General features: G+C 65.2%; 31 protein-coding genes. 29 read left to right on the top strand and 2 right to left on the bottom strand.

The annotated features are described in order from the left end of the window. The first annotated feature begins 240 nt into the window (after positions 1-240). The 27 genes from E0W60_RS26300 to E0W60_RS26165 all read left to right on the top strand — a co-directional run bounded on the left by E0W60_RS26300 (position 241) and on the right by E0W60_RS26165 (position 21,519). A complete protein-coding gene (locus tag E0W60_RS26300; protein ID WP_135706059.1) occupies positions 241-1,329 on the top strand; it encodes a Bug family tripartite tricarboxylate transporter substrate binding protein in 1,089 nt (362 codons plus the stop codon). A gap of 135 nt (positions 1,330-1,464) precedes the next feature. Further along, the gene (locus E0W60_RS26295) at positions 1,465-2,283 is read left to right on the top strand and encodes an ABC transporter ATP-binding protein (protein WP_135706058.1); all 819 of its coding nucleotides are present in this window, start codon (positions 1,465-1,467) and stop codon (positions 2,281-2,283) included. Further along, positions 2,280-3,059 carry a lipid asymmetry maintenance ABC transporter permease subunit MlaE gene (gene mlaE, locus E0W60_RS26290; RefSeq protein ID WP_135706057.1) on the top strand — a complete coding sequence of 260 codons (780 nt, stop codon included), beginning with the start codon at positions 2,280-2,282 and terminating at the stop codon, positions 3,057-3,059. Before E0W60_RS26295 ends, mlaE begins: the two co-directional genes overlap by 4 nt. A 77-nt stretch (positions 3,060-3,136) precedes the next feature. After that, on the top strand, positions 3,137-3,658 hold the full coding sequence (gene mlaD / locus E0W60_RS26285) for an outer membrane lipid asymmetry maintenance protein MlaD (RefSeq protein WP_133093456.1): 522 nt from the start codon (positions 3,137-3,139) through the stop codon (positions 3,656-3,658). Then, the gene (locus E0W60_RS26280; protein ID WP_371703153.1) at positions 3,655-4,659 is read left to right on the top strand and encodes an MlaA family lipoprotein; all 1,005 of its coding nucleotides are present in this window, start codon (positions 3,655-3,657) and stop codon (positions 4,657-4,659) included. The genes mlaD and E0W60_RS26280 overlap by 4 nt, the downstream gene beginning before the upstream one ends. 211 nt (positions 4,660-4,870) lie before the next feature. Continuing rightward, positions 4,871-5,500 (top strand): MlaC/ttg2D family ABC transporter substrate-binding protein, encoded by a 630-nt coding sequence (locus E0W60_RS26275; protein ID WP_133093457.1) that lies wholly within the window; start codon positions 4,871-4,873, stop codon positions 5,498-5,500. A 153-nt stretch (positions 5,501-5,653) separates the two neighbouring features. After that, positions 5,654-5,971 (top strand): STAS domain-containing protein, encoded by a 318-nt coding sequence (locus tag E0W60_RS26270; RefSeq protein ID WP_133093458.1) that lies wholly within the window; start codon positions 5,654-5,656, stop codon positions 5,969-5,971. Positions 5,972-6,232: 261 nt separating this feature from the next. After that, a complete protein-coding gene (locus tag E0W60_RS26265; RefSeq protein ID WP_133093459.1) occupies positions 6,233-7,183 on the top strand; it encodes an ABC transporter ATP-binding protein in 951 nt (316 codons plus the stop codon). Next, positions 7,180-8,001: an ABC transporter permease gene (locus E0W60_RS26260; protein ID WP_133093460.1), complete on the top strand. Its 822-nt coding sequence runs from the start codon at positions 7,180-7,182 to the stop codon at positions 7,999-8,001. Before E0W60_RS26265 ends, E0W60_RS26260 begins: the two co-directional genes overlap by 4 nt. A 51-nt stretch (positions 8,002-8,052) precedes the next feature. Further along, the gene (locus E0W60_RS26255; protein WP_133093461.1) at positions 8,053-8,301 is read left to right on the top strand and encodes a BolA family protein; all 249 of its coding nucleotides are present in this window, start codon (positions 8,053-8,055) and stop codon (positions 8,299-8,301) included. 81 nt (positions 8,302-8,382) lie between these two features. Continuing rightward, positions 8,383-9,633: a UDP-N-acetylglucosamine 1-carboxyvinyltransferase gene (gene murA, locus E0W60_RS26250; protein ID WP_135706056.1), complete on the top strand. Its 1,251-nt coding sequence runs from the start codon at positions 8,383-8,385 to the stop codon at positions 9,631-9,633. A 19-nt stretch (positions 9,634-9,652) separates the two neighbouring features. Then, entirely contained in the window at positions 9,653-10,327 is a 675-nt protein-coding gene (gene hisG / locus E0W60_RS26245; protein WP_029047631.1) for an ATP phosphoribosyltransferase, read from the top strand. 51 nt (positions 10,328-10,378) lie between these two features. Then, the gene (hisD, locus tag E0W60_RS26240; RefSeq protein WP_133093463.1) at positions 10,379-11,722 is read left to right on the top strand and encodes a histidinol dehydrogenase; all 1,344 of its coding nucleotides are present in this window, start codon (positions 10,379-10,381) and stop codon (positions 11,720-11,722) included. 35 nt (positions 11,723-11,757) lie between these two features. Further along, a complete protein-coding gene (gene hisC, locus E0W60_RS26235; protein WP_135706055.1) occupies positions 11,758-12,858 on the top strand; it encodes a histidinol-phosphate transaminase in 1,101 nt (366 codons plus the stop codon). A 4-nt stretch (positions 12,859-12,862) separates the two neighbouring features. Beyond that, positions 12,863-13,450 carry an imidazoleglycerol-phosphate dehydratase HisB gene (hisB, locus tag E0W60_RS26230; RefSeq protein WP_019451384.1) on the top strand — a complete coding sequence of 196 codons (588 nt, stop codon included), beginning with the start codon at positions 12,863-12,865 and terminating at the stop codon, positions 13,448-13,450. Between the two features lie 90 nt (positions 13,451-13,540). Then, positions 13,541-14,164 carry a YchE family NAAT transporter gene (locus E0W60_RS26225; protein WP_133093465.1) on the top strand — a complete coding sequence of 208 codons (624 nt, stop codon included), beginning with the start codon at positions 13,541-13,543 and terminating at the stop codon, positions 14,162-14,164. Continuing rightward, a complete protein-coding gene (hisH, locus tag E0W60_RS26220) occupies positions 14,161-14,814 on the top strand; it encodes an imidazole glycerol phosphate synthase subunit HisH (protein WP_165971443.1) in 654 nt (217 codons plus the stop codon). The genes E0W60_RS26225 and hisH overlap by 4 nt, the downstream gene beginning before the upstream one ends. A 194-nt stretch (positions 14,815-15,008) precedes the next feature. Further along, positions 15,009-15,755: a 1-(5-phosphoribosyl)-5-[(5-phosphoribosylamino)methylideneamino]imidazole-4-carboxamide isomerase gene (hisA, locus tag E0W60_RS26210; RefSeq protein ID WP_029047635.1), complete on the top strand. Its 747-nt coding sequence runs from the start codon at positions 15,009-15,011 to the stop codon at positions 15,753-15,755. 93 nt (positions 15,756-15,848) lie between these two features. Then, positions 15,849-16,619, top strand: coding sequence for an imidazole glycerol phosphate synthase subunit HisF (gene hisF / locus E0W60_RS26205; protein WP_063241228.1), 771 nt, complete (start codon positions 15,849-15,851; stop codon positions 16,617-16,619). Between the two features lie 2 nt (positions 16,620-16,621). Next, positions 16,622-17,026, top strand: a complete 405-nt coding sequence (gene hisI, locus E0W60_RS26200) for a phosphoribosyl-AMP cyclohydrolase (RefSeq protein ID WP_063241227.1) — start codon at positions 16,622-16,624, stop codon at positions 17,024-17,026. Continuing rightward, a complete protein-coding gene (locus tag E0W60_RS26195) occupies positions 17,023-17,400 on the top strand; it encodes a phosphoribosyl-ATP diphosphatase (protein WP_133093467.1) in 378 nt (125 codons plus the stop codon). Before hisI ends, E0W60_RS26195 begins: the two co-directional genes overlap by 4 nt. Before the next feature lie 73 nt (positions 17,401-17,473). Beyond that, positions 17,474-17,863: a DUF4870 family protein gene (locus tag E0W60_RS26190; RefSeq protein ID WP_133093468.1), complete on the top strand. Its 390-nt coding sequence runs from the start codon at positions 17,474-17,476 to the stop codon at positions 17,861-17,863. A 54-nt stretch (positions 17,864-17,917) separates the two neighbouring features. Beyond that, complete coding sequence (locus tag E0W60_RS26185) at positions 17,918-18,274, top strand: histidine triad nucleotide-binding protein (RefSeq protein WP_133093469.1); 357 nt, start codon at positions 17,918-17,920, stop codon at positions 18,272-18,274. A 146-nt stretch (positions 18,275-18,420) separates the two neighbouring features. Continuing rightward, the gene (gene tatA / locus E0W60_RS26180; RefSeq protein ID WP_133093470.1) at positions 18,421-18,660 is read left to right on the top strand and encodes a Sec-independent protein translocase subunit TatA; all 240 of its coding nucleotides are present in this window, start codon (positions 18,421-18,423) and stop codon (positions 18,658-18,660) included. A gap of 84 nt (positions 18,661-18,744) precedes the next feature. Beyond that, entirely contained in the window at positions 18,745-19,254 is a 510-nt protein-coding gene (gene tatB / locus E0W60_RS26175; protein ID WP_133093471.1) for a Sec-independent protein translocase protein TatB, read from the top strand. 125 nt (positions 19,255-19,379) lie between these two features. Further along, positions 19,380-20,177 carry a twin-arginine translocase subunit TatC gene (tatC, locus tag E0W60_RS26170; RefSeq protein WP_133093472.1) on the top strand — a complete coding sequence of 266 codons (798 nt, stop codon included), beginning with the start codon at positions 19,380-19,382 and terminating at the stop codon, positions 20,175-20,177. A 241-nt stretch (positions 20,178-20,418) separates the two neighbouring features. Next, positions 20,419-21,519, top strand: coding sequence for a porin (locus E0W60_RS26165; RefSeq protein ID WP_133093473.1), 1,101 nt, complete (start codon positions 20,419-20,421; stop codon positions 21,517-21,519). A gap of 423 nt (positions 21,520-21,942) precedes the next feature. On the opposite strand, the gene E0W60_RS26160 is transcribed toward E0W60_RS26165, so the two are convergent. Next, positions 21,943-23,136, bottom strand: coding sequence for a Do family serine endopeptidase (locus E0W60_RS26160; protein WP_133093474.1), 1,194 nt, complete (start codon positions 23,134-23,136; stop codon positions 21,943-21,945). Between the two features lie 20 nt (positions 23,137-23,156). Here E0W60_RS26160 and E0W60_RS26155 point away from each other — a divergent pair, with 20 nt between their 5' ends. Then, the gene (locus E0W60_RS26155) at positions 23,157-23,903 is read left to right on the top strand and encodes a Nif3-like dinuclear metal center hexameric protein (protein ID WP_133093475.1); all 747 of its coding nucleotides are present in this window, start codon (positions 23,157-23,159) and stop codon (positions 23,901-23,903) included. A gap of 45 nt (positions 23,904-23,948) precedes the next feature. On the opposite strand, the gene mscL is transcribed toward E0W60_RS26155, so the two are convergent. Then, the gene (gene mscL, locus E0W60_RS26150) at positions 23,949-24,374 is read right to left on the bottom strand and encodes a large conductance mechanosensitive channel protein MscL (RefSeq protein ID WP_133093476.1); all 426 of its coding nucleotides are present in this window, start codon (positions 24,372-24,374) and stop codon (positions 23,949-23,951) included. Between the two features lie 214 nt (positions 24,375-24,588). Between mscL and petA the strand changes: the two genes are divergently transcribed. Further along, entirely contained in the window at positions 24,589-25,206 is a 618-nt protein-coding gene (gene petA / locus E0W60_RS26145; RefSeq protein WP_133093477.1) for a ubiquinol-cytochrome c reductase iron-sulfur subunit, read from the top strand.

Genomic DNA, 25,206 nt, shown 5'->3' with positions numbered 1-25,206 from the left:
TAGCCGGCGGTTCATGCCGGGCCGCGGTGCGGCAGGCACTGGGCGGTGACCTGGTCATGGCGCGTTTGGCTAGGCTGTACAAGGCCTTCAGGGTTCTCCCGGCTATGGTTTACGTGCCTGTGGCCGTCCCGGCAATGTACTTACAATTTTCAAAAAAACAACTCACGGAAACCGCCTCGCGAATCCTTTTTCCCCAGAACCAGCTCGCCGTCCCCTCAGGGGATGGGTGGGAGGAAATTGATGACCGAAGTGCGCAATATGCCGCAGCTTTGGCGAGGTAACGCAAAGTTCGCGTCGTGGCAATCCACGTGGACATTGCTCCGGCGCTGGCTCAAGCCTTTCCTGTGCCTGTATGTCCTGGGCTGTGCCACGCTCGCGCTCGCCGTACCCGCGACGCCGGTGGTAGCCGGGCCGCAGTTGGTACGCAGCATGTCGTTCCCGAACCGGCCGATGCGCCTGATCGTGCCGTTCCCGGCCGGCGGCGTGGCCGACGCGGTCGCCCGCCTGCTGGCGGAGCGCCTGTCTGAGCGGCTGGGTGTGCTGATGGAGGTCGACAACCGCCCTGGCGCAGCCGGCACTACCGCCGGCGATGTCGTCGCCAAGGCCAGCTCGGACGGCCACACGCTGCTTTTCCACCAGGCCAATATGCTGATCCAGCCGGGGCTGGAGCCGGTGCCATATGACGTGGTGCGCGATTTCACCCCGGTGGCGCGGGTCGCCACCACGCCGCTGTTCCTGGTGATCGACGCCCGGCTGCCGATGCGTACGCCGGAGCAGTGGATGACCGCGGTGAAATCCAACCCGGCTTCCTACAGCTACGGCTATGGCCAGCCGGGCAGCCCCTCCCACCTGTACGCCCAGTACGCCGTGCGCGGCATCCGCAACGGCGTGCCGCTGGTCACCGCCAAGGGCGAGGCCGCGGTGGTGCAGGAGATGCTCGCCGGCCGCATCAGCGCCTGCTTCTGTTCGTATGCCGCGGTGCAGAGCCAGGTCCGCAGTGGCGGGCTGCGGCTGATCGGCGTTACCGGCGTGGCGCGCTCGCCGCTGGCGCCGCTGGTGCCAACGCTGCAGGAGTCTGGGTTGGAAGGGTACGCGGCGGCCGCCTGGTTTGGCGTGATGGCGCCCGCCAAGACGCCGCGGGCGATCGTTGCGCGGCTGGCAATCGAACTCGACGCGGTGATGTCCGAGCGCGAGGTGCGCTCCCGGCTGCAGGCCGCCGGGCTGACGACGCTGCGCGATTCGCCGGAGGCGTTCGCCACGGCGATCCGTTCGGAATCGATCCAGTGGCAGGTGATCCTGCGGGACGTCAGCCAGGTGCAGGAACCTTAAAGCGAGAATTTTCGCTCACAGAATCAGACCCTTTCCTATTGCATCGGTCGGCAGCGATGTGGTGCCCGGCACACGGGTGCCAGCAGGGCTAGGTAGTACACCTTATAATGCGCCCCTGTCCCGACCGGTGCCAACGTGACCGACCCTGCTCAAAACCTCGTCGAACTGAATGCGGTGGATTTCGCCTATGCGGACCACGGCAAGCCCATCCTGTCCGGCCTCACCATGCAGTTCCCGCGTGGCAAGGTGATCGCGGTCATGGGCGGTTCGGGGTGCGGCAAGACCACGGTGCTGCGGCTGATCGGCGGCCAGGTGCGCCCGCAGGCGGGCACGGTCCGCTTCGACGGCACCGATATCCACCGGCTGGATACCCGCGGCCTGTACGGGGTGCGGCGCCAGATGGGCATGCTGTTCCAGTTCGGCGCGCTGTTTACCGATTTGTCGGTCTTCGACAATGTGGCCTTCCCGCTGCGCGAGCATACCGACCTGCCGGACTCGATGATCCGCGACCTGGTGCTGATGAAGCTGAACGCGGTCGGCCTGCGCGGCGCCCGCGACCTGATGCCGTCGCAGATCTCGGGCGGCATGGCGCGGCGCGTGGCGCTGGCGCGCGCGATCGCGCTCGATCCCGCGCTGCTGATGTATGACGAGCCCTTCGCCGGCCTCGACCCGATCTCGCTCGGCCTGACCGCCCGCCTGATCCGCAGCCTCAACGACGCGCTCGGCGCGACCACGATCATCGTCTCGCACGACGTGCACGAGACCTTCCAGATCGCCGACTACGTGTATTTCATTGCCGACGGGCGCATCGCCGCGCAGGGCGAGCCCGAGGCGCTGCGCGCCTCCACCGACCCCTTCGTGCACCAGTTCGTCCACGCCGAGGCCGACGGCCCGGTGCCGTTCCACTATCCGGGACCGTCGCTGGCCGAGGACTTTGCCGGAGGTGCGCGGTGATCGGCTTCCTTGCCACCATCGGCGCGGCCGTGCGCCGCAGCGTGACGGGCCTGGGCCATGCCACGCGCATGTTCCTTGCCGTGCTGGGCCTGTCGCCGGCGCTGCTGCGCCGATTCCGGCTCGTGACCGACCAGGTTTTCTTTGTCGGCAACCTGTCGCTGGTGATCATCGCCGTGTCGGGCCTGTTCGTCGGCTTCGTGCTCGGCCTGCAGGGCTATTACACGCTGAACCGCTACGGCTCGGAGCAGGCGCTGGGCCTGCTGGTGGCGCTGTCGCTGGTGCGCGAACTGGGGCCGGTGGTGACCGCGCTGCTGTTTGCGGGCCGCGCCGGCACTTCGCTGACCGCCGAGATCGGCCTGATGAAGGCGGGCGAGCAGCTGACCGCGATGGAAATGATGGCGGTGAATCCGCTGCAGCGCGTGGTTGCGCCGCGTTTCTGGGCGGGCGTGATCGCCATGCCGGTGCTGGCGGCGATCTTCAGCGCGGTGGGCATCCTGGGCGGCTACGTGGTCGGCGTGCAGCTGATCGGCGTCGACGCCGGCGCGTTCTGGTCGCAGATGCAGGGCGGCGTCGACGTGCGCGCCGACGTGCTCAACGGCGTGGTCAAGAGCTTTATTTTCGGCATTGCCGTGACGTTCATCGCCTTGTACCAGGGCTTTGAGGCCAAGCCGACGCCCGAAGGCGTCTCGCGCGCGACCACCCGCACCGTGGTGATCGCGTCGCTGGCGGTGCTGGGGCTGGATTTCCTGCTGACCGCGCTGATGTTCAGCAACTGAGGCCGCACCAGAAGCGCGGGCGATACTGACAAAAAAGACAGCGACAAGACACTACAGGGTTGAAGAAAGAGATTCCAATGAAAAAGATCACACTCGATTTCTGGGTGGGGCTGTTTGTTGCGGCGGGGTTTGTGGCCCTGCTGTTCCTGGCCCTCAAGGCGGGCAACATGAGCGCCTTTACCTTCCAGGACACTTACAGCGTGCAGGCCCGCTTCGACAATATCGGCGGGCTCAAGCCGCGCGCGCCGGTCAAGAGCGCCGGCGTGGTGGTCGGCCGCGTCGCGGCGATCCGCTTCGACGACAAGACCTACCAGGCCACCGTCGAGATGAACCTGGAGAAGCGCTACCAGTTTCCCAAGGACACCTCGGCCAAGATCCTGACCTCGGGCCTGTTGGGCGAGCAATACATCGGCCTGGAAGCCGGTGGCGACACCGCCATGCTGGCCGATGGCGCCCGCATCACCATGACGCAGTCCGCGGTGGTGCTGGAAAACCTGATCGGGCAGTTCCTGTACAACAAGGCGGCGGATGCCGGTGGTGCCAGCGGCTCGCCCGCGGCCGGCGCCAGCGCGCCGGCGCTGGGTGGGGATGCCAAATGAGGGTTGTCCCCCCCGTCAAGCCGGGCCGCGTTGCACGCCGCCCGGTGGCCGGCCTGATGGCCGCGGCGGCAGCCGCTGCGCTGATCGCCGGCTGCGCCACCGGCCCCACGGCCAACCCGAAGGATCCACTGGAGCCCTTTAACCGCGAAGTCTCGAAGATCAACGAGGACTTCGACAAGGGCATCCTGCGCCCGGTGGCCGAGCTGTACGCCGACTACATGCCGACGCCGGTGCAGCGCGCGGTGGAGAATTTCTTCTCCAACGTCAGCGATGCCTATTCGGCGGTGAACAACCTGCTGCAGGGCAAGCCCACGCGCGCCGCCGAGGATTCGATGCGGGTCGCGATGAACTCGGTGCTTGGCCTGGGCGGGCTGATCGACATCGCCACGCCGGCCGGCCTGCCCAAGTACAAGGAAGACTTCGGCCAGACGCTGGGTGTGTGGGGCGTGCCGCCAGGCCCGTACCTGGTGCTGCCGCTGTTCGGCCCGAGCTCGGTGCGCGATACCGGCGGCATGCTGGTGGACCGCCAGTTCGACCCGTCGGCCTATATCTACCCGGTATCGCTGCGCAATTCGCTGGCCGGCGTGCGCATCGTCGCGGGCCGCGCGCAGCTGCTTGGCGCGAGCAACCTGCTGGAGCAGGCGGCGCTGGACAAGTACTCGTTCCTGCGCGACTCCTACCTGCAGCGGCGCCAGTACCTGGTTTACGATGGCAATCCGCCGGAAGCCGACGACGCTGACAGCGATGGCGCCGCACCCGCAGCACCGGCTGCCCCGGATGACGCCGGCGAGAAGCCTGCTGGCGCCACCACGCCCGCGGCACCGGCACCTGCCGCACAACCGGCGGATGCGTCCGCGCCCGCGGCCACGCCGCCGGCCGATGCGTCGGCCCCGGCCGCCACGCCTCCCAAGGGCGACATCCAGCCGGAAAGCCAGAGCCTGCCGGTGCCGCCGGTGGAGCCGATGCAGCGTATCGTCCCCGGCGTGATCCGCATTCGCTAAGCGCCTTGTGCGCCAGTCCCGGGGGCCGGCGCCAGGCTGTGAATGCCCTGTCAGGGCTGAAACAATTTGTTTGGAAGTGGCGGAGAAGGCGCTGGTCCGTGCGACGCGCGGGCCGTGCTTATGTTCCAATCACCGCAAGGCCGCTGCCGGCAGGCGGCGCCAGTCCGGTGTACTTCGCCGGCAAACGTCTTTGAGAAAGAAGGAAAAATCCATGATTAAGCGACTGTTGGTCCCCTTCCTTACGGTAGTAGCCTTCGCCGGCGCTGCCCATGCACAGGTGTCGGGCACGGACGCCGCCACGCCGGACGGGCTGGTGAAGGCCGTGGTCAACGACGTAATGACGACCGTCAAGGCCGACAAGGACATGCAGGCCGGCAATATTGCCAAGATCACCGCGCTGGTCGAGCAAAAGATCATCCCCAACGCCAACTTCCAGAAGACCACGCAGATCGCGATGGGCCGCAACTGGTCGAAGGCGACGCCCGAGCAGCAGAAGCAGATCACCGAGGAGTTCAAGACCCTGCTGATCCGCACCTACGCCGGCGCCATCGCGCAGATCCGTGACCAGGCCGTGCAATACCGCCCGTACCGCGGCACGCCTGAGGACACCGATGCCACCATCCGCACCCAGGTCATCAACAAGGGCGAGCCGATCCAGATGGACTACCGCCTGGAGAAGACCGCGAACGGCTGGAAGGTCTACGACATCAACGTGCTGGGTGCGTGGCTGACCGAGGCCTACAAGGGCAGCTTCAATACCATCGTCGGCCAGCAGGGCGTCGAGGGTGTGATCAAGACGCTGCAGGACCGCAACCGCCAGCTGGCCAACGCCAAGAGCTAAGCCGCGGCGAGCGCGCGCCGCTGCAATGCAGCACAGCGCGCCGATCTTGCACTACAATGGCCGTTCGCGGCACTGGCTCCCGCCTCAGCGCGGGAGCTTTTGTTTGCGCCGCCTTGCTCTCCATCCAAGCCGATTACGTTTCCTGACGCCACCATGCTTTCGCTGGGTACCTCGCTGACCAACCAGAACGCCGCGGCCGTGCTGCGCGACGGGCTGGCGCGCGTGGCGCAGGGCGGGGCGCAGGGCAAGGTGCAGGTCGATTGCACGGGCCTGGCGCAGGTGGATTCCTCCGCAGTTGCCGTGCTGCTGGCGTGGCATCGTGCCGCAGCCGCGCGCAACCTGGCGCTGTCGCTGCGCGGGGTGCCGGCGCAGCTGTCGCAGCTGGCCGGCCTGTATGGCGTCGATGGCCTGCTGGGCCTGGCGAACGGCGCCGACGCGCTTTCCCGTCCGGGCCACCACCACCGACATTGATCCGGCATCGCCGGGCGCAGCGATTGCGTCCGAACGCGATGCCCCGGCGACGGCCTGGTGCGTCGCCGCGCCCAGCGGACCATCCGGTGGGGGATCAAGCGGGACCTACCCCTGATCCCCTATAATTCCGGGTTGTTCGCCCTTCCCCCCGCCTGATTCCGGTGCATGCCAAGCCGGCCCAGGAAATCCGGGCACACAGTAGTTCCCCATTCCAGGCGGCTGGCCCCCCAAAAAAGGCCGGACACGCCACAGACAACGGCCATGAAAGCCATTGAAATCCACGACGTCCGCAAGCGCTACCGCAACCTCCAGGCGCTCAAGGGCGTCAGCTTCACCGTCGAACGCGGCGAATTCTTCGGCCTGCTCGGGCCGAACGGCGCCGGCAAGACCACGCTGATCTCGATTCTCGCCGGCCTGAACCGCGCCGACTCCGGCGGCGTCCGTGTGCTGGGCCACGATGTCGTATCCGACTACCGGATGGCGCGGCGTATGCTTGGCGTGGTGCCGCAGGAGCTGGTGTTCGACCCGTTCTTCACGGTGCGCGAGACGCTGCGGCTGCAGTCCGGCTATTTCGGCCTGACCCGCAACGACGACTGGATCGACGAGATCATGGCCAACCTGGACCTGACCAGCAAGGCCGATTCCAATATGCGCCAGTTGTCCGGTGGCATGAAGCGCCGCGTGCTGGTGGCGCAGGCGCTGGTACACCGCCCGCCGGTGATCGTGCTGGACGAACCCACCGCCGGCGTCGACGTCGAGCTGCGCCAGACGCTGTGGAAATTCATCTCGCGCCTGAACCGGGAAGGCCACACCATCATCCTGACCACGCACTACCTGGAAGAGGCCGAGGCGCTGTGTGACCGCATCGCCATGCTCAAGTTCGGCGAAGTGGTGGCGCTGGACCGCACCAGCAACCTGCTGACGCAGTTCGCCGGGCTGCAACTGGTGCTGACTTTCGCGCAGGGCACCCTGCCGCATGCGCTGGAGCCGCTGCGTATGCCGGCCAACCCGGGCGAGCGCGCGGTGCGGCTGCGGCTGTCGGGCTACCAGGCGGTCGAGCCGATCCTGGCCGCCTGCCGCGAAGCGGGCTGTGACATCGAAGACATGGAAATCAACAAGGCCGACCTCGAAGACGTGTTTGTCCAGATCATGCGCCGCGAGGGCCACATGCCGGGCGCGCTGCCCGACCCCGCCATGGAGGCCGCGGCATGAAGCAGCCTGGCGAAATCGAACTGGTGGAAGACGCCCGCCTGGGCCCGATGGCCGTTGGCGGCCTGGTCGGCTTCCGGACCCTGCTGTACAAGGAAGTGCTGCGCTTCTGGAAGGTCAGCTTCCAGACCGTGGCCGCGCCGGTGCTGACCGCGGTGCTGTACCTGCTGATCTTCGGCCACGTGCTGGAAGACCGCGTCAAGATCTACGACCAGATCAGCTACACCGCCTTCCTGGTGCCCGGCCTGGTGATGATGAGCGTGCTGCAGAACGCCTTCGCCAACAGCTCGTCGTCGCTGATCCAGTCCAAGATCACCGGCAACCTGGTGTTCGTGCTGCTGCCGCCGCTGTCGCACTGGGAGATGTTCGGTGCCTATGTGCTGGCCTCGGTGATCCGCGGGCTGACCGTGGGCCTGGGCGTGCTGCTGGTGACGGCATGGTTTGCCAACCTGCACTTTGCCAACATCGGCTGGATCGTGGTGTTCGCACTGCTGGGCGCGGGCATCCTCGGTACGCTTGGCCTGATCGCCGGCATCTGGGCCGAGAAGTTCGACCAGCTCGCCGCGTTCCAGAACTTCCTGATCATGCCGGCCACTTTCCTGTCCGGCGTGTTCTATTCGATCCATTCGCTGCCGGCCTTCTGGCAGGCGGTGTCCCATGCCAATCCGTTCTTCTACATGATCGACGGCTTCCGCTATGGCTTCTTCGGCGTCTCGGACGTGTCGCCGCTGTTTAGCCTGGCGGTGGTGGGATCGGCCTTCGTGGTGCTGGCGGCGCTGGCGCTGCGGCTGCTGAAATCCGGCTACAAGCTGCGCCACTGAGCGCCGCCGCACTGACATCGCGCACATTCTGAATACGCTGAAGAGAACCCCATGCTGCCTACACCGGAACAAGTCAGGGAATACATTGCCCAAGGATTGCCCTGCGAACATCTGGAAGTCGAGGGCGACGGCCAGCACTTCTTTGCCACCATCGTCAGCAACGAGTTCGAAGGCAAGCGGCTGATCCAGCGCCACCAGCGTGTCTATGCCGCGCTGGGCGACCGCATGCGCGCCGAGATCCATGCGCTGTCGATGAAGACGCTGACGCCCGCCGAGTGGCAGGCAGGTGAGGGCAAGTAAGCTCAGGCCGTGCCGCACCGCGCCGCATGCGCGGTTGAAAACAATGATGCCGGGTCCAGGCCCGGCCAGAACCGACACAACATGGACAAATTCCAGATCCAGGGCAACGGTCCGCTACGGGGCGAAGTCCGCGTTTCGGGCGCCAAGAATGCCGCGCTGCCGATCCTGTGCGCGGGCTTGCTCACGGCCGATACCGTCTCGCTGGATAACGTGCCCAACCTGCAGGACGTGCGCACCACGCTCAAGCTGCTGCGCCTGATGGGCATGCGCGCCGAGCAGGATGGCGCCACCGTCGCGCTCAACGGCGCCGACGTCAACTCGCTCGAAGCCCCGTACGAGCTGGTCAAGACCATGCGCGCCTCGATCCTGGTGCTGGGTCCGCTGGTGGCGCGCTTCGGCGAGGCCCGGGTCTCGCTGCCCGGCGGCTGCGGCATCGGCGCGCGGCCGGTCGACCAGCACATCAAGGGCCTGCAGGCGATGGGCGCCGAGATCAGCATCGAGCATGGCTTTATCCATGCCCGTGCCCGGCGCCTGAAAGGCGCGCGCGTGGTCACCGACATGATCACCGTGACCGGCACCGAGAACCTGCTGATGGCCGCCACGCTGGCCGAAGGCGAAACCGTGCTGGAAAACGCCGCGCGCGAGCCGGAAGTCACCGACCTGGCTCACCTGCTGGTCAAGATGGGCGCGAAGATCGACGGCATCGGCACTGACCAGCTGGTGGTGCAGGGCGTCGACAGGCTGCACGGCGCCCGCCACAGCGTGGTCGCAGATCGCATCGAGGCCGGGACCTTCCTGTGCGCGGCGGCCGCGACGCTGGGCGAACTGGTGCTGCGCGACGTGCGCCCGGACCTGCTCGACGCCGTGCTCGACAAGCTGCGCGAAGCCGGCGCCCGCATCGAGACCGGCGCCGACTGGATCCGCCTGGCGATGCCGCACCGCGCCAGGGCGGTGAGCTTCCGCACCTCGGAATACCCCGCCTTCCCGACCGACATGCAGGCCCAGTTCATGGCGTTGAATGCCGTGGCCGAAGGCACCGCGCGCGTGACCGAGACCATCTTCGAGAACCGGTTCATGCACGTGCAGGAACTGAACCGACTCGGCGCCGACATCGCCGTGGAAGGCAACACCGCGGTGGTCAGCGGCGTGCCGCGCCTGTCCGGCGCCAGCGTGATGGCGACCGACCTGCGCGCCTCCGCCAGCCTGGTCATCGCCGGCCTGGTCGCCGAGGGCCACACCGTGATCGACCGTATCTATCACCTGGACCGCGGCTACGACCGCATGGAAGACAAGCTGTCTGCAGTGGGCGCCAAGATTCGCCGCATTGCCTGAGCACGAGGACTGACGCACGATGAGCCCCACTTTCAACGCATCGCCCAACCAGCTGACGCTGGCGCTGTCCAAGGGCCGCATCTTCACCGAGACGCTGCCGCTGCTCGAAGCCGCCGGCATCCAGGTCACCGAGGATCCCGAGACCTCGCGCAAGCTGATCCTGCCGACCTCGGACCCCGCCGTGCGCGTGGTGATCGTGCGCGCTTCGGACGTGCCGACCTACGTGCAGTACGGCGCCGCCGACTTCGGCGTGGCCGGCAAGGACGTGCTGATGGAGCATGGCATGGCCGGCCTGTACGCGCCGATCGACCTCAATATCGCCCGCTGCCGCATGTCGGTGGCGGTGCCGGCCGGGTTTGACTACGCCAGCGCGGTGCGCCAGGGCGCGCGCCTGGCGGTGGCCACCAAGTACGTGCAGACCGCGCGCGAGCATTTTGCGAAAAAGGGCGTTCACGTCGATCTGATCAAGCTGTACGGTTCGATGGAGCTGGGCCCGCTGGTGGGCCTGTCCGATGCCATCGTCGACCTGGTCAGCACCGGCAGCACGCTGCGCGCCAACAATCTGGTCGAAGTGGAAGAGATCGTGCAAATTTCGTCGCGGCTGGTGGTGAACCAGGCTGCGCTCAAACTCAAGCGCGAGCGGCTGGCGCCGATCCTCGACGCTTTCGAACGCGCTTCGGCGGCGCTGGTGTAGGGCCACATCGGGCCACATCAGGCCGGTACCGACCGAGAAGGAAAAGAAGTCATGAACGCAACCGTATCCGAAATGGAAAACCTGCCGATCCGCCGGCTTGATTCCAGCGAGCCGGGCTTTGCCGAGGCGCTGCGCCAGGTGCTGGCCTTCGAGGCCGGCGAGGACGAGGCCATCGACCGCGCCGCGGCACAGATCCTGGCCGACGTGAAGGTCCGCGGCGACGCCGCGGTGCTGGAGTACACGAAGCGCTTCGACCGCATGGAAGCGCCGTCGATCGCGGCGCTCGAGCTGTCCCAGACTGAACTGGAAGCCGCTCTCGAAGACCTCGAGCCCAAGCGCCGCGCCGCGCTGGAAGCCGCTGCCGCGCGCGTGCGTGCCTACCACGAGAAGCAGAAGATCGAGTGCGGCAGCCACAGCTGGGAGTACACCGAGGCCGACGGCACCATGCTGGGCCAGAAGGTGACGCCGCTGGACCGCGTCGGCATCTACGTGCCGGGCGGCAAGGCCGCCTACCCATCGTCGGTGCTGATGAACGCGATCCCGGCGCGTGTGGCCGGCGTGAAGGAGATCATCATGGTCGTGCCCACGCCCGGCGGCGTGCGCAACGAGCTGGTGCTGGCCGCCGCGCAGATCGCCGGCGTCGACCGCGTCTTCACCATCGGTGGCGCGCAGGCCGTGGGCGCGCTGGCCTACGGCACCGCGACGCTGCCGCAGGTCGACAAGATCGTCGGCCCGGGCAATGCCTATGTGGCCGCGGCCAAGCGGCGCGTGTTCGGCACCGTCGGCATCGACATGATCGCCGGGCCTTCCGAGATCCTGGTGATCTGCGACGGCACCACCGACCCCGACTGGGTGGCGATGGACCTGTTCTCGCAGGCCGAGCACGACGAACTGGCGCAGTCGATCCTGCTGTGCCCGGACTCGGACTACATCGCCCGCGTCGAAGCCAGCATCCAGCGCCAGCTGCCGACCATGCCGCGCCGCGACGTGATCGCTTCGTCGATCTCCGGCCGCGGCGCGCTGGTCAAGGTGCGCGACATGGAAGAAGCCTGCGAGATCGCCAACGCGATCGCGCCGGAGCACCTGGAAATCTCCGCCGAGAACCCGCGCCAGTGGAGCGAGAAGATCCGCCACGCCGGCGCCATCTTCCTCGGCCGCTATACCAGCGAATCGTTGGGCGACTACTGCGCCGGCCCCAACCACGTGTTGCCGACCTCGCGCACGGCGCGCTTCTCGTCTCCGCTGGGCGTCTATGACTTCCTGAAGCGCTCGAGCCTGATCGAGGTCAGCGAGGGCGGGGCGCAGATGCTTGGCCAGATCGCCGCCGAGCTCGCGTATGGCGAAGGTCTGCAGGCCCACGCCCGCAGCGCGGAATACCGTTTCAAGCGCAGTTGATTTACTGAACCAACGCAGTCAAACCAGGAGTTTCCATGTCAGCCGTAGAGCCCTCCCTGATCGAACGCATCATCCGTGACGACGTGCGCGCCATGGGCGCCTACCACGTCCCGGATTCGCACGGTCTGGTCAAGCTCGACGCGATGGAAAACCCGTACCGCCTGCCGCAGGAGCTGCGCCAGCAGCTGGCCGCGCGGCTGGGCGAGGTGGCGCTGAACCGCTACCCGGTGCCCAGCAGCGAAGCGCTGCGCGCCAGGCTCAAGGATGTGATGCAGGTGCCCGCCGGCATGGACGTGCTGCTGGGCAACGGCTCGGACGAGATCATCAGCATGCTGGCGCTGGCCGCGGCCAAGCCGGGCGCCACGGTGATGGCGCCGGTGCCGGGCTTTGTCATGTATGCGATGTCGGCGCAGTTTGCCGGGCTCGAGTTCGTCGGCGTACCGCTGCGCGCCGACTTCACTCTCGATCGCGACGCCATGCTGGCGGCGATGGCCGAGCACCAGCCCGCCATCATTTACCTGGCCTATCCGAACAACCCCACCGGCAACCTGTTCGACGCGGCCGACATGGAGGCCATCCTCCGTGCCGCGCAAGGCGATGTCTGCAACAGCCTGGTGGTGGTCGACGAGGCCTACCAGCCGTTCGCGCAGCAAAGCTGGATGCCGCGCCTGACGGACTTCGGCAACCTGCTGGTGATGCGCACCGTGTCCAAGCTCGGCCTGGCCGGCATCCGCCTGGGCTACCTGGCCGGGGCGCCGGAGTGGCTGGCGCAGATCGACAAGGTGCGCCCGCCCTACAACGTCAACGTGCTGACCGAGGCCGCCGCGCTCTTCGCGCTGGAGCATGTGTCGGTGCTGGACGAACAGGCCGCGCAACTGCGCGCCGAGCGCACCCGCGTGGCCGACGGCATGGCCGCGCATGCAGGCGTCACGGTGTTCCCAAGCGCCGCCAACTTCCTGCTGGCGCGCGTGCCGGATGCAGCACAGACCTTCGACCGCCTGCTGGCGCGGAAGGTATTGATCAAGAACGTGAGTAAAATGCACCCGTTGCTGGCCAATTGTCTGCGCGTCACGGTCAGCACGCCCGAAGAAAACGCGCAGTTCCTTGAGGCATTCGCAGCGTCGCTGCAGGATTAACACCATGCGTGTTGCAGAGGTCACCCGCAATACTTCGGAAACGCAAATCCGCGTTTCCCTGAATCTCGACGGCACCGGCCGCCAGAAGCTGGCGTCGGGCGTGCCGTTCCTCGACCACATGCTCGACCAGATCGCCCGGCATGGCATGTTCGACCTGGAGGTCGAAGCCACCGGCGACACGCATATCGACGACCACCACACGGTGGAAGACGTCGGCATCACGCTCGGCCAGGCCGTCGCCAGGGCCATTGGCGACAAGAAGGGCATCACCCGCTACGGCCACAGCTACGTGCCGCTGGACGAATGCCTGTCGCGCGTGGTGATCGACTTCTCCGGCCGCCCCGGCCTGGAATTCCACGTGCCGTTCACCCGTGCGCGCGTGGGCAGCTTCGACGTCGACCTGACCATCGAGTTCTTCCGCGGTTTCGTCAACCATGCGGGCGTGACCCTGCATATCGACAACCTGCGCGGCATAAATGCCCACCATCAGTGCGAAACCGTGTTCAAGGCCTTTGGCCGGGCACTGCGCATGGCGGTGGAGCTGGATCCGCGCGCGGCCAACACGATCCCGTCGACCAAGGGTACGCTCTGAGCTTCCTGAACCCGTAGGCGTGCCGGCTGGTTGCGGCGCCCGCCCACCTCTCTATCCAATACCGCCAGCGATGCTGGCAACCCGCAACCGATGGATACGCTCAAGTCGTTTATCTCGCTGCTGGCGCTGATCAACCCGATCGGGGCGATCCCGTTCTTCATCAGCCTGACCAGCCAGCAGACCGAAGCGGAAAAGCTGCGTACCATCAAGATCGCGTCGATCTCGGTGGCGATCGTGGTGGCGGTGTCGGCGTTGCTGGGGCAGCAGATCATCGAGTTCTTCAATATCTCGGTGGCATCGCTGCAGGTGGGTGGCGGCCTCATCATGATCATGATGGCCATGAACATGCTGAACGCGCAGACCGGCCGCACCAAGGCCACGCCGGAAGAAGAGGATGAGGCCGAGGTAAAGTCCAGCATCGCGGTGGTGCCGCTGGCGCTGCCGCTGCTGACCGGGCCGGGCTCGATCAGCACGGTGATCGTCTATGCCGGCAAGACCCAGCACTGGTACCAGCTGCTGATTTTGGTGGGCATTGGCGCGCTGCTGGGTTCGGTGGTGTACATGGTGTTCCGCGCGGCCGACCCGATCGCCCGGGTGATCGGCCGCACCGGCATCAATATCGGCACGCGCCTGATGGGGCTGATCCTGTCGGCGCTGGCTGTTGAATTCATCGTGGACGGGCTGAAGACATTGTTGCCTGTTTTGAAATCATGACTACCATAGCAATTGTGGATTACGGCATGGGCAACCTGCGCTCGGTGGCGCAGGCACTGCGTGCCGCGGCACCGGAAGCGGACGTGCGGGTGGTGGATGCCCCCGAAGGCATCCGCAGCGCGGATCGCGTGGTGCTGCCCGGCCAGGGCGCGATGCCGGACTGCATGTCGGCACTGGGCGCCTCGGGCTTGCAGGAAGCGGTGGTCGAGGCCGCCGGCAGCAAGCCGATGCTTGGTGTGTGCGTCGGCGAACAGATGCTGTTCGAGTTCAGCACCGAAAGTCGTGCTGGCGCGGACCGCACACCGGCGCTGGGGCTGATGCCCGGCCAGGTGGTGCGTTTTGCGCTGGACGGCATGACGCAGCCCGATGGCTCGCGTTTCAAGGTGCCGCAGATGGGCTGGAACCGGGTGCGCCAGGCGAAGCCGCACCCGCTGTGGGCCGGGATTCCCGACGACAGCTGGTTCTATTTCGTCCACAGTTACTACGTGCAGGCGCAGGATCCGGCCCATATCGCCGGCGAAACGGAGTATGGAGTCGTGTTTACCAGCGCGGTAGCCCGCGATAATATTTTCGCGACGCAGTTCCACCCCGAGAAGAGCGCGGCCCTGGGCCTGCAGCTGTACCGGAACTTCGTCCACTGGAATCCATAAGGCGCACCGGACACCCCGAATCGCTTGTTTGACGATTGTTCGACCGAGAACCAGACAGACCCGTCACCGGACCCTGACCCTGACCCTTCACGCAACCCGTCAAGCGACCAGTTCCCGATCGAACCTCGACCCCGACCTGACCGGCCTCGCCGGTCTCGCTCAACCTCACTTACTCAACCACGCTCGTCACGCATATGTTGCTCATTCCGGCCATCGACCTGAAGGACGGTCAGTGTGTACGCCTCAAACAAGGCGACATGGACCAGGCCACCGTCTTTTCCGAAGATCCCGCCGCCATGGCACGCCACTGGGTGGAGCAGGGCGCGCGGCGCCTCCACCTGGTGGACCTGAACGGCGCGTTCGTGGGCAAGCCCCGCAACGAGGCGGCCATCAAGGCCATCATCGCCGAGGTCGGCGATGAGATCCCGGTGCAACTGGGGGGCGGTATCCGCGACCTGAACACCATCGAACGCTGGCTGGACGACGGCTTGTCGTACGTCATCATCGGCACCGCGGCGGTGAAGAATCCCGGCTTCCTGAAGGACGCCTGCTCGGCCTTCGGCGGCCACATCATCGTCGGCCTCGATGCCAAGGACGGCAAGGTCGCCACCGACGGCTGGAGCAAGCTGACCGGGCATGAAGTGGCGGACCTGGCGCGCAAGTATGAAGATTACGGTGTCGAAGCCATCATCTATACCGACATCGGCCGCGACGGCATGCTGCAGGGGATCAATATCGACGCCACCGTCAAGCTGGCGCAGTCGATGTCGATCCCGGTGATCGCCAGCGGCGGCCTGTCCAACCTGGCGGATATCGACAACCTGTGCGCGGTCGAGGGCGAGGGTGTGGAAGGCGTCATCTGCGGCCGCGCGATCTACTCCGGTGATCTGAACTTTGCCGATGCGCAGGCCCGTGCCGACAAGCTGCGCGACGGCCAGTAAGGCCAACGCGGGCCCAACGCAAGCCAACGCGCCCGCGGGCGCAGCCGCTGTCGCACCGGTGCCTTGCCGGCGCGGCGGCGGACAAGGACTCTCATGCTAGCCAAACGTATCATCCCCTGCCTGGACGTGACCAACGGGCGGGTGGTCAAGGGCGTCAACTTCGTCGAGCTGCGCGATGCGGGCGACCCCGTGGAAATCGCGCGCCGCTATGACGAGCAGGGCGCCGACGAAATCACATTCCTCGACATCACCGCCACCAGCGACGGGCGCGACCTGATGCTGCATATCATCGAGGACGTCGCCTCGCAGGTGTTCATTCCGCTGACGGTCGGCGGCGGCGTGCGCACGGTCGAAGACGTGCGGCGCCTGCTCAATGCCGGCGCGGACAAGATCAGCGTCAACTCGTCGGCCATCGCCAACCCGCAGCTGGTGTCCGACGCCACCGCCAAATACGGTTCGCAGTGCATCGTGGTGGCGATCGATGCCAAGCGCAGCTCCGCCCCGGGCGAGCCGTCGCGCTGGGAAGTCTTCACCCACGGCGGGCGCAAGGCTACCGGCCTGGACGCGGTCGAATGGGCGCGTGAAATGGCCGCGCGCGGCGCCGGCGAGATCCTGCTGACCAGCATGGACCGCGACGGCACCAAGAGCGGCTTCGACCTGGAACTGACCCGCGCCGTCAGCGACGCGGTGCCGGTGCCGGTGATCGCCTCGGGCGGCGTCGGCGGGCTGCAGGACCTCGCCGACGGCATCACCAAGGGCCGCGCCGACGCGGTGCTGGCCGCCAGCATCTTCCACTACGGCCAGCATACCGTGGGCGAAGCCAAGGCATTCATGGCCCGCGAGGGCATTCCCGTGCGGATCTGATCATGGCAAAGAAGTGGCTCAACAAGGTCAAGTGGGACGATAACGGCCTGGTGCCGGTGATCGTGCAGGAAGTGGGTTCGAACGACGTGCTGATGTTCGCGTTCATGAACCGCGACGCGCTGCAGCGCACCGTGGAACTGGGCGAGGCCGTGTTCTGGTCGCGCTCGCGCAAGCGCCTGTGGCACAAGGGCGAAGAGTCCGGCCACGTGCAGAAGGTGCATGAGATCCGCCTCGACTGCGACGAGGACGTGGTGCTGCTCAAGGTCACGCAGGTGGACAGCATCGCCTGCCATACCGGGCGCCATTCCTGCTTCTTCCAGAAATTCGAGGGCGATGCGGAGGCGGGTGACTGGCAGACCGTCGAGCCCGTGTTGAAAGACCCTGCACAGATCTATACCAAGCCATGAGCGACACCCAACCGAGCAGCAGCGATGTGCTGGCACGCGTGGCCGAAGTGCTCGAATCGCGCAAGCCCGCCAATGGCGGCGACCCCGCCAAGTCCTATGTTGCCAAGCTGTACAGCAAGGGCGACGACGCGATCCTGAAGAAGATCGGCGAGGAAGCCACCGAGACCGTGATGGCGGCCAAGGACGCGCGCGCTGCCGGCCACAGCGGCAGCGAGGCCGGCAAGCTGGTCTATGAGGTGGCGGACCTGTGGTTCCACACCCTGGTGTTGCTGGCAAACTTCGGGCTGGGCCCGGACGACGTGGTCAACGAACTGGCACGGCGAGAAGGGCTCTCCGGCCTGGAAGAAAAAGCCCGGCGCAAGGAAGAGGGCTGACCTGCTGACCAGTCGCTGTGCTGGCCAGTTTCCCGCCTGCCGCGAGGCAGGCCATCGCAGAACAAGGGCAAACATGGCGAACGACTATACCGCGCAGGTTACCGGCCCCAGCAGCGAACAGCAGAGCAGCCTGCGCAAGCTGCTGCATATCCTGTACGCGCTGTACGCGATCTTCTGGCTGACCGGCGGCATCACCGCGCTGATCGCTATCATCATCGACTACGTCAAGCGCGACGACGCGCGCGGTTCGCTGTATGCCTCGCACTTCGCATGGCAGATCCGCTCGTTCTGGTGGTCGGTGGCGTGGGCGGTGCTGGGCGGCGTGCTGTTCGCCACCGTGGTGCTGATGCCGCTGGCGTTTGCGGTGTGGGCCGTGCTGTCGCTGTGGATGCTGTATCGTATCGTCAAGGGCTGGCTGTACCTCAACGACAGCAAGCCGATGTACCCGGATCAGCAGTTCTGATGCCGGGCGGACACGGTACCCTCGGGGTGCAGGGTTCGCCGCAATAAAATTTTCATGAACGTTCAGGATAATTGCATCTTCTGCAAGATCGTGGCCGGCCGGATACCGTCGCGCAAGGTGTACGAAGACGACGACATGGTGGCCTTTCACGATATCCATCCCAAGGCCCCGGTACACCTGCTGGTCATCCCCAAGTCGCATGTCGACTCGCTGGCCGATTGCGGCGCCGGCGAAGGGGAGGTGCTTGCTAGAATGATGCTGAAGGTGCCTGAACTGGCGCGCGCGGCAGGCTGTGGCAACGGCTTCCGGACGGTGATCAATACCGGGCCGGACGGCGGCCAGGAAATCTACCACCTGCATCTGCATGTGCTCGGTGGGCCGCGCCACGAGTGGAAGGGACCGCTGCCCTGAACGGGCAGCCTTGGCATGGGAGCGCCCGGGCGGCAACGCCGGGGCAAATGCTGCGCCGGCAACCGTCGCCCGGCGCGGCCATAACGGGACGGAACAACGGGTCCGGGCGACTATGACTACGCCCGAGGCTTCACCAGGAGCAAGAGATGGGTTCGTTTAGCATTTGGCACTGGCTGATCGTGCTGGTGATCGTCATGCTTGTGTTTGGCACCAAGAAGCTGCGCAATATCGGCCAGGACCTGGGCGGCGCGGTCAAGGGTTTCAAGGATGGCATGAAGGACGGCGAAGACAAGGAAAAGTCGGCCCAGGCCGCCCAGTCCAAGGAACTGCGCGACTCCACCACTATCGACGTAGAAGCCAAGGAAAAGTCGCGCCAGCAGCAGTAAGCCGGCGGTGCGCTATCCCCTTCCCGCGATCGTGGCTGCCTGTGCGCAGCCCCGCGTCCCCGCTGTCTTCCGCATGATGTCCGCATGATTGATCTCGGCATTTCCAAGCTGGCGCTGATCGGTGCCGTGGCACTGATCGTGATCGGTCCCGAGCGGCTGCCCAAGGTCGCCCGCACCGTTGGCGCTCTGGTCGGCCGCGCGCAACGCTATATCAATGACGTCAAGGCCGAGGTCAGCCGCGAAGTCGAGCTGGAAGAATTGCGCAAGATGCGCTCTGAATTCGAGGAAGCGGCGCGCGACGTCGAGCGCACCATCCACAAGGAAGTCAGCGAGCAGACCCAGGCACTGAACGAAGCGCTCGGCGGCACTGAAGCGGGCACCGAAGGCGTCAGCGCCGGCGGCGACAGCTTCGTGCCAAGCTGGGACGCGGCGCACAAGGCTCACAACGGCCGCAAGAGCTGGCGCGTGAAGCAGGGCGCGCGGCCGCTGTGGTTCAAGCGCCAGCACAATGTGCGGGTCTGGGTGCAGTCGGGCGCCGCGCGCGTGAAGCGCCACCGCCCGGCCAGCCGGCCGTCCCGTTCCTTCTTCGAGTGAGCATGTTGCGCGTGCCGGCCCATGCCGGGGCTGCCGCCGCCATCGCCATGCCCGTCCAACCGCGCCGCGCCGAGCGGCATCATCGATCCCACCTTGCCAGCCTGCGCGGCTGAGCGGTCCACGCCATGAGCGACACCCGGTCCCCAGATCCCCAAGACCCGCAAGACGAGTCGCAGCAGGAAACCTTCATTTCCCACCTGATCGAGTTGCGCCAGCGCCTGGTCAAGGCGGTGGCCGGGATCATCCTGGTCTTCGTTTGCCTGGTCTACTGGGCGCCGGTCATCTTCAACCTGTTTGCGGCGCCGCTGATGCAGTCGCTGCCCAAGGGCGGCAAGATGATCGTGACCGACGTCACCGGCTCGTTCTTCGTGCCGATGAAGGTCACGTTGCTGGTGGCGTTCCTGATCGCGCTGCCATGGGTGCTGTACCAGGTCTGGCAGTTTGTCGCGCCCGGGCTGTACCAGCATGAGAAGCGGCTGATCCTGCCGCTGGTCTCGAGCAGCTACATCCTGTTCCTCTGTGGCGTGGCGTTTGCGTACTTCCTGGTGTTCCCGACGGTGTTCCACTTCATGGCGCACTACAACGCGCCGCTGGGTGCGGACATGTCGACCGACATCGACAAGTACCTCAGCTTCGCCATGACTACCTTCCTGGCCTTCGGCATCACCTTCGAGGTGCCGGTGGTGGTGATCGTGCTCGTCCGGTTCGGCGTGGTCGAACTGGAAAAGCTCAAGCAGATCCGCCCGTATGTGATCGTGGGGGCGTTTATCATCGCCGCCATCGTGACGCCGCCCGATGTGCTGTCGCAGTTGCTGCTGGCGGTTCCGCTGGTGCTGCTCTATGAACTTGGGCTGGTCATGGCGCGCTTCGTCGGCCGTCCGGCCGCACAAACCGAGGCTTCAGCGGAAACGCAGACGGACTAATACCGCTGAGGTAGGTATACCGAGCCATCCACCCCGTTTTTGCACCAAAACGGGGATTTTTTTGCCCAGCCGTGTTGTTCGATCACAACAAAAACCGTTGGTAAGCGTGGTTTACGCCGAAAAAGCCTTCTGAGGGCTGGGGGGGCTGGCACATAATACGCAGCAGACGTGAATGTAAATACGTCGCCCAAGCACTTGGGCAACCAAGATTTCCCAATCAGTTGACAAGGAAAGTGTCGATATGAAGATGAAACTGTTTGCTGCTGCCGTCGCCGCTCTGGCCGCTGGCGGCGCGTATGCCCAATCGAGCGTGACCCTGTACGGCGTGGCTGACGTTGGCCTCGAGTACAACACCAATGCCAACGCCGCTGGCGACGACCTGTTCCGTATGGCGTCGGGTAACCAATCCGGTTCGCGCTGGGGCCTGCGTGGCGTGGAAGATCTGGGCGGCGGCCTGAAGGGCGTGTTCGTGCTGGAAAGCGGTTTCGAACTGGACAACGGTACTTCGGCCCAAGGCGGTCGTCTGTTCGGTCGTCAAGCTTACGTCGGTCTGCAAAGCCAATACGGCTCGCTGCTGCTGGGCCGTCAACAGACCTCGTTCTATGACTTCGGTCTGATCTATGACCCGATGGCCATCTCGTCGCGTTATGGCATCCTGGCTCAAGACTCCCAGTTTGCTGCTCGCGCTGACAACACCGTCAAGTACATCGGCACCTTCGGTGGCCTGACCGCATCGGCTTTCTACAGCTTCAACAACAACGGCCAAGAAACCGCTGGCGCGTTCCGCCGCGGCCAACAGTACGGCGCGCTGCTGAACTACGCAGCTGGCCCGTTCTCGGTTGGCGCTGCCTACGACGAAATCCACGGCACCGTGTCGGCTGCTGGTGTTGACCAAAGCGGTCAGCGCACCCGCCGCGCTACCGTTGGCGCCAACTACGCCTTCGGTCCGGCCAAGGTGTACGCTGGCTATCGCTGGGCCAAGGCTTTCGACGGCGCCCCGCTGACGGGCGGCACGACGGTTGACAACGGTGTTGTCACCACGTCGACCTCGTCCAACCTGTACTGGCTGGGTCTGGGCTACCAACTGACCCCGGCGTTCTCGCTGTCGGGCGCTGCTTACTACCAGGACTTCCGCAAGAGCGACGCAGATCCGTGGCAATTCGTGATCACGGCCGACTACGCGCTGTCGAAGCGTACCGACGTGTACACCTCGCTGTCGTACGCTCTGAACGACAAGGGCTCGGCCCTGGGCGTGAACGGCTTCAACACCGCCACGACCACCAACGTTCAGCCGAACAAGGATCAGTTCGGTGCTGTGGTTGGTCTGCGCCACAAGTTCTAATCCAGCGCGAGCGTAAGCTCGCTTGAGATTGGCTTGCAGAAGGCCGGCGTCCGCAAGGATGCCGGCCTTTTGTCTTGTCTGAGAAGTCTTGGCGTCGGGGCAGAGGCTCACGACCAGGCGGGAGCCAGCCGGGACCTCTGTACAGCGTCGCGGCGCGTACTGTTACGCAACAGGAGGGTCGTGGTTCGTGGCTCGGGGTTCGGGGTTCGGGCATGGGCAACGGGCTACGAGCTGAACTGGGCCGCAACGATCGGAAAAAGTGCGCGGCACTGATTCGACTTTCGCGCATTCGTTCGCTTGTCTAGCCCACCGGCAGTCGCGCCGCTGCCCGTCAACCTTCACTGGGTCAGCCCATCCTTCGCGCAATAAAAAACCCCGCCATCGCTAGCGGGGTTTTGCATCCAGGCCGGGAACGACTCGGTCTCACTCCTCCTCTTCGAACGGCATCGCCCGGCGCGGCGGAGGCGGGCGCTTGCCAATCGTTACCGTCAGTTCGGTAGGCTTGCCGCGTCGGATCACCATCATCTTGATGTCGACACCCGGCTTGAGCTGGGCGATGGCATTCAACAGCGCTGTCGTGTCGGTGATCGACGAGCCATCCACCTTGGTCAGCACATCGCCCGGCTTCACGCCGGCCTTGTCGGCCGGGCCGCCCTGGACCACCGCGGCGATCAGTGCGCCTTCCTTGGCATCGAGGCCGAACGATTCGGCGATTTCCGGCGTCATGTCCTGCGGCTCGACGCCGATCCAGCCGCGTGTGACGCTTCCGGTGGAAATTATCGACTCCATCACTTGCTTGGCCGTGGATACCGGGATCGCAAAGCCAATCCCGAGCGAGCCGCCCGAACGCGAGTAGATCGCCGTATTGATGCCCAGCAGGTTGCCCTGTGCGTCAACCAGCGCACCGCCCGAATTGCCCGGGTTGATCGCCGCGTCGGTCTGGATGAAATTCTCGAAGGTATTGATGCCGAGATGGCTCCGACCCAGCGCCGACACGATGCCCATCGTCACCGTCTGGCCCACGCCGAACGGATTGCCGATCGCCAGCACCACATCGCCGACCTTGACGTTCTCCAGCCGGCCCAGCGTGATCGCGGGCAGGTCCTTCAGCGTCACCTTGAGCACAGCCAGGTCGGTCTCGGGGTCGGAGCCGACCACCTTGGCGTTGGCCTTGCGGCCATCGGTCAGCGCGATCTCGATCTCGTCGGCGCCATCCACTACGTGGTGGTTGGTTAGAATGTAACCCTCGGCACTGACAATCACTCCTGATCCCAGGCTCGACACCGGCTCCTGCCGCTCAGGCAGGCGGTCGCCAAAGAAGAAGCGGAACCACGGATCCTCGGCCTGCGGGTTGGGCGAGCGCTTGTTGCCGTTCTTGCTGGTAAAAATATTCACCACCGCCGGCATGGCGGACTGTGCGGCTTCACTGTAAGACCCTTCGGCGGCAGGGCCGGACACGTTAGGCACGACTTCCTTGAGCGCCACGATCGGCGACCCGGATTGGACCGCGACGCGCCCCCTCTGCAGCCAATCAGGCTTGAGCGTTGCCACGACGAACCAGACCGCCAGCACGACGGTGACAGCCTGGGCAAAGAACAGCCAAAAGCGCCGCAACATATTGGAGTTTTGAGCAGGAAATGAAAACAAAAGAGCTTGAATTGTACTTGAACGACCTGTTAGAGGTTTCCCGTTACAAGGACTATTGTCCCAACGGGCTGCAAGTGCAAGGTCGACCGGAAGTCACTCACGTCGTCACCGGCGTCACGGCGAGCCTGGCACTGGTCGAGGCCGCGGCCGAAGCCGGCGCCGATGCCATCCTGGTCCATCACGGCTATTTCTGGAAAAACGAAGATGCGCGTGTGGTCGGGCAGAAGCACGCGCGTTTGAAGCGGCTGCTTGGCGCCGACATCAACCTGTTCGCCTTCCACCTGCCGCTGGACAACCATCCGGAATTCGGCAACAACGCGCAGCTCGGGCTGCAACTCGGCTTCACGCCGACCGGGCGTTTCAGCGATGACCAGCTCGGCTGGACCGGCACCTTGCCCGCGCCGATGCCGCTGTCCGCGCTGGCGGCACACGTCGGCGGCGTGCTCGGGCGCGAGCCGCTGTCAATCGGAGAGCCGGAGCAGATGATCCGCACGATCGGCTGGTGTACTGGTGGGGCGCAGGGTTATTTCGATGCGGCGGTAGCCGCGGGCGTCGATGCCTACCTCAGCGGCGAGGTCTCGGAGCAGACCACGCACCTCGCGCGCGAGAGCGGCGTGGCGTATCTGGCCGCCGGCCATCACGCCACCGAGCGCTACGGCATCCGCTCACTGGGCGAACATGTGGCGCAACGCTTCGGATTGCGGCACACATTCATCGATATTCCCAATCCTGTCTGACCCAAAACAATACGGCCCCATCGGGGCCGTTTTATCGTTCTGGGCTCAGCGCGTCTTGAGGGCGTCGCGGATCTCGCGCAGTAGCACCACTTCTTCAGGCGGCGCGGCCGGCGGCGGGGGCGGCTCCTTCTCGCGCATCTTGTTGAACGCGCGCACCATCATGAAGATGATGAAGGCCAGGATCACAAAGTTGACAACGATAGTCAGGAAACTGCCATAGGCAAATACGGGCACACCAGCCTTCTTCAACGCGTCCAGCGTCAATGGCGTTCCAGGCGGTGGATCGGCCAGCGTGACGAACATACTAGAGAAGTCCAGCTTGCCGACGACGCGGCCCACTACCGGCATGATCAGGTCATTGACCACTGAATCCACAATTTTTCCGAATGCAGCGCCAATGATCACACCGACCGCGAGGTCGATGACGTTGCCGCGCATTGCGAAGGTCCTGAATTCCGAGACCATGCCCATGGGGGGTTCTCCTTCTTGTTGCTAGCGATGAACGGTATCAAGCTGTCAGCCTGCCGCATCACTGCCCGGAAAGCAAGTCTGGAGGCGGATTCCCGGCTTGCATGTCCGATTATCGATCAAGGACAAGGCAATTTGCGCCTATCTAGTGCGCAGATGTCTAAGGTACACTTTATGGTTGACGCAAAATCTAAATTGACTTCCCCTGGGGTTTGGAATGAGTGACCAGCAAGACGTGAAGAGCGTGGATAAAGGTCGCCGCAATTGGTTGATCGCGACATCCGTCGCTGGCGGCGTCGGAGGCGTGGCGGTAGCGGTTCCTTTCGTCAGTACCTTTGCACCATCGGAGAAAGCCAAGGCCGCGGGTGCGCCAGTCGAAGCAGATATCGGTGCGCTGAAGCCGGGCGAGATGATGACTGTCGAATGGCGCGGCAAGCCGGTCTGGATCATGAAGCGGACCGAGGAACAGCTGGCGTCGCTGAAGAAGACGGACGGCGAGGTGGCCGATCCGAATTCCGAAATTCCTTTTACCATGCAGACGCCGGATTACTGCAAGAACGAAACCCGTTCGCGCGCAGAACACAAGGACGTCCTGGTCGTGGTCGGCATCTGTTCCCACCTTGGCTGCTCGCCTTCCGGCCCCTTCGCTTCCGGTGCCAATCCCCAACTCGGCGCCGATCCCGGTTTCCTTTGCCCTTGCCACGGCTCCACGTTCGACCTGGCCGGGCGCGTCTTCAAGAACAAGCCGGCTCCGCAAAATCTCGATGTTCCCCCCTACCAATTCCTGACTGACACCAAGATCGTGATCGGCAAGGATGAGAAAGGAGAAGCCTGA

This window comes from Cupriavidus oxalaticus, from assembly GCF_004768545.1.
GTDB classification, from domain to species: Bacteria; Pseudomonadota; Gammaproteobacteria; order Burkholderiales; family Burkholderiaceae; genus Cupriavidus; species Cupriavidus oxalaticus_A.
The sequence above is the reverse complement of the archived record's forward strand: the minus strand, read 5'-3'. Positions and strand labels throughout refer to the sequence as shown.